The sequence below is a fragment of the Polaromonas sp. P1_E1_2 genome (assembly GCF_056406035.1).
Genome location: NZ_JBFUAZ010000121.1, coordinates 1 through 8,783, shown reverse-complemented (window position 1 = coordinate 8,783; position 8,783 = coordinate 1). Strand labels below are relative to the sequence as shown.

Sequence of the window (8,783 nt, the reverse complement as noted above, 5' to 3'; positions counted from 1 at the left end):
CTTCAGTCCCCGCTCCCGATTAGCCCTTCTGTATGCGCCGAGGAGCGCAGGTTCAGGCGGATCAGGGATCGCGATTGTCTGAGCCGAAGGCGAGTTCGAGCGAGACCCCGCCTGGACCGAGCACCGCAGGTTGCCCGTAGCGAAGCGGAGGGACGCAGACAGCAGGGTCGCCTTTTCTTTGCTTACTTTCTTTTGGCGAAGCAAAAGAAAGTGAGTAGCCGCCGGGCTACCCCCGGCCAGCAACCCTCAGACGAGAGCATCCAAGCCAGAACAAGCCCGATCAACAAAAACCACCTAAGACATCTCAGGCGCAATCATCTCCGCATACTCATAAAGCGCCCCAAGAACCGCCTCCCCCCGCTCATCCGCCGTCTCCGCCAACACATCAATCTCGGCAAACAGCGCATCCACATTGCGCGCCCCGCCCTCACCTTCGAGCAGGCGCGCAGCGCGGTGCGCCTCCCAGCGTTCCGCGTCTTCGGGCGACAGGGTCTCGGCAAAGTTGCGTGCCCGGTAACGAAACACCAGCTCCCCGAGTCGTTCGTCGTCAAAGCCGATGCGGGCGTGGGCCAGCTCGGCGGGTGACAAGGCGCGCAACTGGTTCAGGCGGCGGCGGTCGGTGTTGTTGATGAAGCCGCCGTACAGGTCTTCGTCGACATCCGGCGTGGGCTCTTTGGGCCGCTGGAAGACTTCGGGCCAAATGGCGCTCATGTCGGGCAGGCTGGCCGCTTTCTCGGCGTTGGCCAGGGCTGCGGGGATGTCTACATTCCATTTGGCCGCCATCTCCGGCGACAGCGTGGCGAGCTTGCGCACGACCATGGGTGACTTGTTCAGGTGAACCGATTTGATGGGCAGGCGCAGCACACCTTCGGGCAGCTCGGCCGATTTGCTGAAGAGGCGTTGCCGCAGCGTGGCAACGTCGAGCAAAGGCAGCTCACTCGGGTCTTGCGACAAGTCCCAGGCCAGCAGCTCGTTCTTGTTCGTCGGATGCGTTGCCAGCGGCCACATGACGGCCAGGCAGCCGCGCTCTGGCGGGAACATGCCCGAGACGTGCAAAAACGGCTGGGCCGTTTGCGGGCTGGTGGGCAGGCCCAGCTCTGCGGCCACGCGGTCTTTTTTATGCAGGCCCAGGCAAAAATCAAAGAGCTTGGGTTGCGCTTTGCGGATCAGGCGGGCCAGCGCGATGGTGGCGCGCACGTCAGACAGGGCGTCGTGCGCCGACTCGTGCATGAGGCCGTTGGCACGCGCCAGGTCTTCGAGCTTGAAGCTGGGGCGTACGGCGCTGGCGTCGTCCGGCCTGCGTTCATCGGGCTTGAGCGGCCAGGCGATGCCTTCGGGCCGCAGCGCATAGGCCATGCGCACGACATCGAGCAGATCCCAGCGGCCGCAGTCGTTTTGCCATTCGCGCGCATACGGGTCAATGAGGTTGCGCCAGAACAGGTAGCGCGTGACTTCGTCGTCGAAGCGGATGGTGTTGTAGCCCACGCCGATCGTGCCGGGCTCGGCCAGCACGGCTTCGATCTGCGCGGCGAATTCGTGCTCGGCCACACCACGCTCCATGCACAACTGGGGAGTGATGCCGGTGAGCAGGCAGGACTCTGGATTGGGCAGGTAGTCGTTGGCCGGCTTGCAATAAATCATCAGCGGCTCGCCGATTTCATTGAGCTCTGCGTCGGTGCGAATGCCGGCAAACTGCGCGGGCCGGTCACGGCGCGGGTTGATGCCGAAGGTTTCGTAGTCGTGCCAGAGGAAGGTGTGGGGCATGAAGAACTCGAAGTAGGTAATTAGAGCAAGGGGGAAAACAGCCGCGCCGTGGCATCGAGCAGGCGCATCAAAAAATTCTGGGGGCGATGTGCGCGCACAGGCGCGGCGCTGAGCAGGTCGGTTTCAAACTGCGCAGCGAGCGGCCCTGCCAGCGCGGGGCCGTAGACCACGGCCATCACTTCAAAGTTGAGGCGAAAACTGCGGTTGTCGAAATTGGCGGTGCCGACCATGGCACAGCTGTCGTCGACGACCAGTGTTTTGGAGTGCAGCATGCGGGCCTTGTACTCCCAGACCTTGACACCGGCAGCGATCAGTTCGTCGAAGTAGGAGCGCGCCGCGGCGCTGACAATAAAGCTGTCGCTGCGGCGCGGCACCAGCAGGCGCACGTCGACGCCGCGCAGCGCGGCGCTGGTCAGCGCCATCAGCGCGGGCTCTCCCGGCACGAAGTAAGGCGTGGTCAGCCAGGCGCGCTGGGTGGAGGCATTGATGGCGGCCAGGTGCATGCGGTGAATCGGCTCCAGCATGTTGTCCGGCCCGCTGGTCACCACCTGCACCGGAATGTCGCCGGCTTCTTCGTCGGGCACCAGGAGGGGCAGCAGGTGCGGAAGGGTCCCGTCCGTGTCGGCTATCGATTCGCCGGTGGCGTAGGTCCAGTCTTCCAGGAAGGTGGTCTGCAGCCATCGCACCGCGCTGCCTTCAATGCGCAGGTGCACATCATGGTAGGCATCGGCGCGGGTACGCCGGTCTTCTTCATCGGTGATGTTGACGCCGCCCGTGAAGCCGACGCGGCCGTCGCAGACGACGATCTTGCGGTGGGTACGGTAGTTGGTCACCGGGCGCAGGCGGCGGCCTATGCGGGTATCGTGAAAGAACGCAATCTCGACGCCGGCAGCCTCCAGTGGCGCCAGAAACCGGCTCCCAAGCCGCTTGGAGCCGAGCGCATCGACCAGCAGCCGTACCTTGACGCCCTGCTCAGCCCTTTCGGCCAGCAGGTCACGCAGGGCAGTGCCGATGCGGTCGGGCTCAAAAATATAGTACTCGAGGTGCACATGATGGCGGGCGTCGCGGATCGCGTCGAAGATGCTGTCGAAGGTATGCGCACCCCCTGAAAGCAGCTGGACGCCGGTAGCACTGGACACCGGAAGACCGCAGGCGGCGGTTCCCAGGGCGGTCATCTGCCGCAGGGCCGGAGGTGCTCTTTCGGCCACGCCCTGCAACTGGGCCAGATCGGCATCGCCACGCGCGCCGGCGCGGCTGCGCAGCCGCTTGAGGCGCTGCTTTTTGAGGCGCTGGGGACCGAGGAAGTAGTAAATCACGAAGCCGGCAAACGGCAGCAAGGCCAGCGACAGGATCCAGCTCATGGTGGAGACCGGCGCGCGCTTTTGCATCACGATCCAGACCGACAGCACGGCAATGTAGGCACTCCATGCCAGGGAGAGGCCGGTTTTCCATTCTGAGCTGAGTTCGGGAAGGGTCAAGGCGGGGCGTCTTTTGTTTTAGGAAGCGCGGGTGAAATGAAAAAAGGCCGATAGCGTGATGCTACCGSCCTTTTTTGGGTGCGCGGAACTATCCGCTCCGCTGGATTGGTGGATCCGCGAAATGGTCAGTTGGTCTCTGCCGCTTCGGCTTCCGGCTTGGCTTTGCCTTCCTTCTTGGGCAGCGGCTGGATGTCGAGCTGGACTTCCCCGGTCTCAACGCCCTTCTCGTCCGTCGTGACCTTCATGTCCACCGTCAGGCGGCCACCGTCGGTCAGCCGGCCAAACAGCAGCTCGTCGGCCAGCGCACGGCGGATCGTGTCCTGGATCAGGCGCTGCATCGGGCGGGCACCCATCAGCGGATCAAAGCCCTTCTTGCCGAGGTACTTGCGCAACGTGTCGGTGAAGGTGACTTCCACCTTCTTCTCGGCAAGTTGCGTTTCAAGCTGCAGCAGGAATTTGTCGACCACGCGCAGGATGACGGTTTCGTCCAGTGCCTTGAAGCTGACAGTCGCGTCCAGGCGGTTGCGGAACTCGGGCGTGAACAGGCGCTTGATGTCGGCCATCTCGTCGCCGGACTCGCGCGGGTTGGTAAAGCCGATGGTCGCCTTGTTCATCGTCTCGGCACCGGCGTTGGTGGTCATGACGATGATGACGTTGCGGAAATCGGCCTTGCGCCCGTTGTTGTCCGTCAGMGTGCCGTGGTCCATGACCTGCAGCAACACGTTGAAGATGTCCGGGTGCGCCTTTTCGATCTCGTCAAGCAGCAGCACGGCGTGCGGCTTCTTCGTGATGGCCTCGGTCAGCAGGCCACCCTGGTCAAAACCGACGTAACCCGGAGGTGCGCCAATCAGGCGGCTCACGGCGTGGCGTTCCATGTACTCGGACATGTCGAAGCGGATCAACTCGATGCCCATGATGTAAGCCAGTTGCTTGGCAGCTTCCGTCTTGCCGACGCCCGTGGGGCCGGAGAACAGGAAGGAGCCGATCGGCTTGTCGTCCTTGCCCAGGCCGGAGCGCGCCATCTTGACGGCCGAGGCCAGCACTTCAAGGGCCTTGTCCTGGCCGAAGACCACGCTCTTCAGGTCGCGCTCGAGCGTCTGCAGCTTGCCGCGGTCGTCGTTGGAGACATTGGCGGGCGGGATGCGGGCGATCTTGGCGACGATCTCTTCGACCTCAGCCTTGGTGATGATCTTCTTGCGTTTGGACGCGGGCAGGATACGCTGGGCRGCGCCGGCTTCATCGATCACGTCAATKGCCTTGTCGGGCAGRTGGCGGTCGTTGATGTACTTGGCGCTGAGCTCGGCMGCRGCCTGCAGGGCSGCCACGGCGTACTTGACGCTGTGGTGCTCTTCAAAGCGCGACTTCAGGCCCTTGAGGATGTCGACCGTTTCCTGCACGGTAGGCTCGACCACATCGACCTTCTGGAAGCGGCGCGACAGGGCCGCATCTTTTTCGAAGATGCCGCGGTATTCGGTGAAGGTGGTCGCGCCTATGCACTTGAGCTGGCCGCTGGACAGCGCCGGCTTGAGCAGGTTGGACGCATCCAGCGTGCCACCCGAGGCCGCACCGGCACCGATCAGGGTGTGGATTTCGTCGATAAAGAGGATGCCGTTGGGTTTGTCCTTCAGTGCCTTGAGCACGCCCTTCAGGCGTTGTTCGAAGTCACCGCGGTACTTGGTGCCGGCCAGCAACGCGCCCATATCGAGCGAGTACACATTGGCTTCGGCCAGGATCTCGGGCACGTCTTTTTGCGTGATGCGCCAGGCCAGGCCCTCGGCAATCGCGGTTTTACCCACACCGGCCTCACCGACCAGCAACGGATTGTTCTTGCGGCGGCGGCAGAGAATCTGAATGACGCGCTCGACTTCATACTGGCGGCCGATCAGCGGATCGATTTTGCCGTCCCTGGCGAGCTGGTTCAGGTTGACGGTGAATTGCTCAAGCGGTGAGGCTTTTTCGTTCTTCTCGCCGCCCTCTTCGTTCTCGGCGGCGCTCTCGCCAGCCTTGGCTGGTTCGGGCGGGTCGCTCTTCTTGATGCCGTGTGCAATGAAATTCACCACGTCCAGGCGGGTTACGCCCTGCTGGTGGAGGTAATACACGGCGTGTGAATCCTTTTCACCAAAAATGGCGACCAGCACATTGGCGCCGGTGACTTCCTTCTTGCCATTGCCGGTGGACTGTACGTGCATGATGGCGCGCTGGATCACGCGCTGGAAGCCCAGCGTGGGCTGCGTGTCGACATCGTCGGTGCCGGCGACCTGCGGGGTGTTGTCCTTGATGAAATTGGCCAACGACTTGCGCAAGTCGTCCACATTGGCTGAGCAGGCGCGCAATACCTCGGCCGCACTGGGGTTGTCCAGCAAGGCAAGCAAGAGATGCTCAACGGTGATGAACTCGTGGCGCTGCTGACGCGCCTCGACAAACGCCATATGCAAGCTGACTTCTAGTTCCTGGGCAATCATTGATCTTCCTTTCGGCTTGCTTGGGTTAACTCTACTGACTTATGAAGGGAATATTGGCCGGATTTACGATTATTCAATGGGCTCACTGACACACTGCAGCGGATGGCCGTTTTTCCGGGCAGCTTCGGTCACCTGGTCCACCTTGGTCGCCGCTACGTCCCTGGAAAACACGCCGCAGACGCCTTTGCCGTCCAGATGGATCTTCAGCATGATCTGCGTGGCGGTGTCATGGTCCTTGTTGAAAAACTCCTGGATTACCACCACCACGAACTCCATGGGGGTGTAGTCGTCGTTGAGCAGGACCACCTGGTACATCTGCGGGGGCTTGGTCTTTTGCGGCCGGCGCTCCAATACGACCGACTCTCCCCCATTGCCGTTATCAGGCTTGATAGCCGGGACTGGGGGCTGCACCGGAGAGTTGGGGGATTTGGGAGACTTGGTTGCCATGGAATTCATTCTAGCCACCGATGTAGTCCAGTGCGCCTGATAGGGAAATTGGTGGCGGGAACGCGACATTCAAGCGTGATTTTTTTCCTTTTCTGCGGCCAAGAAAAAAACCGCCGCGGGATTGCTCCCGGGCGGTTCTCGGAAAAACCGGCTGAGCCAGCTTTACATGTGGTCGATCATGACCTGGCCAAAGCCGGAGCAGCTGACCTGGGTTGCGCCTTCCATGAGGCGGGCGAAGTCATAAGTGACCTTCTTGGAGTCGATGGATTTTTCCATCGAGCTGATGATCAGGTCGGCAGCCTTGGTCCAGCCCATGTGGCGCAGCATCATTTCGGCCGAGAGGATTTCGGAACCGGGGTTCACGTAGTCCTTGCCGGCATACTTGGGCGCAGTACCGTGGGTGGCTTCAAACATGGCGACAGTGTCGCTCAGGTTGGCGCCGGGAGCGATGCCGATGCCGCCGACCTGGGCAGCCAGCGCGTCGGACACGTAGTCGCCGTTCAGGTTCAGGGTAGCGATCACGCTGTATTCAGCGGGACGCAGCAGGATCTGCTGCAGGAAAGCATCGGCGATGCTGTCCTTGACGGTGATTTCCTTGCCGGTCTTGGGGTTCTTGAACTTCATCCATGGGCCGCCGTCGATTTCCACAGCGCCGAATTCCTTCTTGGCCAGGGCATAAGCCCAGTCACGGAAGCCGCCTTCGGTGAACTTCATGATGTTGCCCTTGTGCACGATGGTCACGCTGGGCTTGTCGTTGTCGATGGCGTACTGGATGGCCTTGCGCACCAGGCGCTCGGTGCCTTCGCTGGAAACCGGCTTGATACCGATGCCGGAGGTGTTCGGGAAGCGAATCTTCTTGACGCCCATCTCGTCCTGCAGGAACTTGATGAGTTTTTTGGCCTTGTCGCTGCCGGATTCGAACTCGATGCCGGCGTAGATGTCCTCCGAGTTTTCGCGGAAGATGACCATGTGGGTCTTTTCAGGCTCTTTGACGGGCGAAGGAACGCCCTTGAAATACTGGATGGGGCGCAGACAGACGTAAAGATCCAGCTCCTGGCGCAGCGCAACGTTCAGGCTGCGGATGCCGCCGCCCACAGGGGTCGTCAGCGGACCCTTGATCGACACGACGTAGTCACGAACAGCGTGCAGGGTTTCTTCTGGCAGCCAGACGTCCGGGCCATAGACCTTGGTCGACTTCTCACCGGCAAACACTTCCATCCAGTGGATCTTTTTCTTGCCGCCGTAGGCTTTGGCAACAGCAGCATCAACCACTTTCAGCATAACCGGCGTAATGTCTGCGCCGGTGCCGTCGCCTTCAATGAACGGAATGATGGGTTCGTCAGGTACGTTCAACGAGTTGTCGGCATTGACAGTGATTTTTTGGCCTTGGGAAGGCACCTTGATGTGCTGATACATGAACAAAAGTCTCCGGTAAGCGCAAGGCGTCCAGGGGCACGCCACGCAACAGTTAGGTAAAAACCCCTAAATTCTAGCCGTAAAACCATACAGCAAAAGAATTTGGGGGCATCGTGTCAACGGCTTTGGAACCGGCCTCGTTACGGTAGGGCCTCCGAGAAGTTCGGGGTATTTTTTCCAATAACGTTATCAAAGGAAATTCCAAATGAACAAAATCCTCGCTGCTTTGATCGCTGGCCTCTTCGCTGCTGGTGCTTTCGCACAAGCTTCCGCTCCTGCGGCTACTCCAGCCAAGCCAGCTGTTGCCGCAACGCCAGCCGCTCCCGCTGCAAAAGCAGAAGCCAAAGCTGAAGCCAAGCCAGCCAAAATGACCAAAGAAGAAAAAGCTGCTGCCAAGGCCGCAAAGAAAGAAAAAGCTGCTGCTGACAAGAAAGCAAAAGCTGAAGCCGCTGCAGCCAAGAAAGCCGAAGCTGCTGCCGCCAAAAAAGCAAAAGCTGAAGCCAAGAAGTAATTCCTGGTGACTTCGGTCAAAATGCCCGCCGCGTGCGGGCATTTTTTATGCGCGTCGTTTATGCTGGCCGATCAACTTCATGCGTGGTGACTCTATGTTTTTCAAACCCGGTACCGTCTTGTTTCGTGGGGCGTTCAAGGGCCTCACCCAGATGCTGGCTGTTGCCGCCCTGTTCGTGCCCCTGGGTGCTTCGGCGCAGGACGGCCCCCAGATGAATTTACAGCGCGTCAAGCTGTCGGCCGGCATGCACCTGATTGATGCGCAGGTGGCCCTCACGCCGGAACAGCGGCAAATCGGCCTGATGTTCCGCAAGGAAATGCCGCAACAGGAAGGCATGATTTTTATCTTCGAGCAGCCAGCCCAGCAGTGCTTCTGGATGAAAAACACCTTGCTGCCGCTGACCGCCGCCTTTGTGGCGGATGACGGCACCATCGTGAACCTCGCCGACATGAAACCTCAAACCACAGACCCACACTGCTCTGCCCAACCCGTGCGCTTTGTCCTGGAAATGAACAAGGGCTGGTTTGCGCGAAAACGCATCAAGGCCGGCAGCAAACTGGGCGGCCCGATTTTCGAGGCGAAGCGCTGATTTCTCGCTTTTAAAACAAAAAAGCCGACTCATGTCGGCTTTTTTKTGGGCGAAGGCCTCTCGCCTCAGGCGAAGTTKTCCTCGGCAAAACTCCAGTTCACCAGATTGGAGAGGAA

7 protein-coding genes are annotated in these 8,783 nt (G+C 60.6%); 2 read left to right on the top strand and 5 right to left on the bottom strand.

The genetic code is table 11. The annotated features are described in order from the left end of the window. Window positions 1–294: 294 nt before the first annotated feature. The 5 genes from sbcB to icd form a co-directional block, all read right to left on the bottom strand. Window positions 295–1,764 (bottom strand): exodeoxyribonuclease I, encoded by a 1,470-nt coding sequence (gene sbcB, locus AC1D1P_RS08320; protein ID WP_477672652.1) that lies wholly within the window; start codon window positions 1,762–1,764, stop codon window positions 295–297. A 20-nt stretch (window positions 1,765–1,784) separates the two neighbouring features. Then, entirely contained in the window at window positions 1,785–3,242 is a 1,458-nt protein-coding gene (cls, locus tag AC1D1P_RS08315) for a cardiolipin synthase (RefSeq protein ID WP_477669429.1), read from the bottom strand. A gap of 125 nt (window positions 3,243–3,367) precedes the next feature. Further along, window positions 3,368–5,704 carry an ATP-dependent Clp protease ATP-binding subunit ClpA gene (gene clpA, locus AC1D1P_RS08310; RefSeq protein WP_477669428.1) on the bottom strand — a complete coding sequence of 779 codons (2,337 nt, stop codon included), beginning with the start codon at window positions 5,702–5,704 and terminating at the stop codon, window positions 3,368–3,370. Between the two features lie 69 nt (window positions 5,705–5,773). After that, complete coding sequence (clpS, locus tag AC1D1P_RS08305) at window positions 5,774–6,151, bottom strand: ATP-dependent Clp protease adapter ClpS (RefSeq protein WP_457280765.1); 378 nt, start codon at window positions 6,149–6,151, stop codon at window positions 5,774–5,776. 162 nt (window positions 6,152–6,313) lie between these two features. Next, a complete protein-coding gene (gene icd / locus AC1D1P_RS08300) occupies window positions 6,314–7,573 on the bottom strand; it encodes an NADP-dependent isocitrate dehydrogenase (RefSeq protein WP_457280764.1) in 1,260 nt (419 codons plus the stop codon). A 199-nt stretch (window positions 7,574–7,772) separates the two neighbouring features. Between icd and AC1D1P_RS08295 the strand changes: the two genes are divergently transcribed. Further along, the gene (locus AC1D1P_RS08295) at window positions 7,773–8,078 is read left to right on the top strand and encodes a hypothetical protein (RefSeq protein WP_457280763.1); all 306 of its coding nucleotides are present in this window, start codon (window positions 7,773–7,775) and stop codon (window positions 8,076–8,078) included. 94 nt (window positions 8,079–8,172) lie between these two features. Continuing rightward, entirely contained in the window at window positions 8,173–8,667 is a 495-nt protein-coding gene (locus AC1D1P_RS08290; RefSeq protein WP_477669427.1) for a DUF192 domain-containing protein, read from the top strand. The last annotated feature ends 116 nt before the right edge of the window (window positions 8,668–8,783 follow it).

Excerpts from the sequence above, each read along its gene's own strand:
- sbcB (WP_477672652.1), bottom strand. The coding sequence starts at position 1,764 with ATGCCCCACACCTTCCTCTGGCACGACTACGAAACCTTCGGCATCAAC.
- clpS (WP_457280765.1), bottom strand. The coding sequence starts at position 6,151 with ATGGCAACCAAGTCTCCCAAATCCCCCAACTCTCCGGTGCAGCCCCCA.
- AC1D1P_RS08295 (WP_457280763.1), top strand. The coding sequence starts at position 7,773 with ATGAACAAAATCCTCGCTGCTTTGATCGCTGGCCTCTTCGCTGCTGGT.
- AC1D1P_RS08290 (WP_477669427.1), top strand. The coding sequence starts at position 8,173 with ATGTTTTTCAAACCCGGTACCGTCTTGTTTCGTGGGGCGTTCAAGGGC.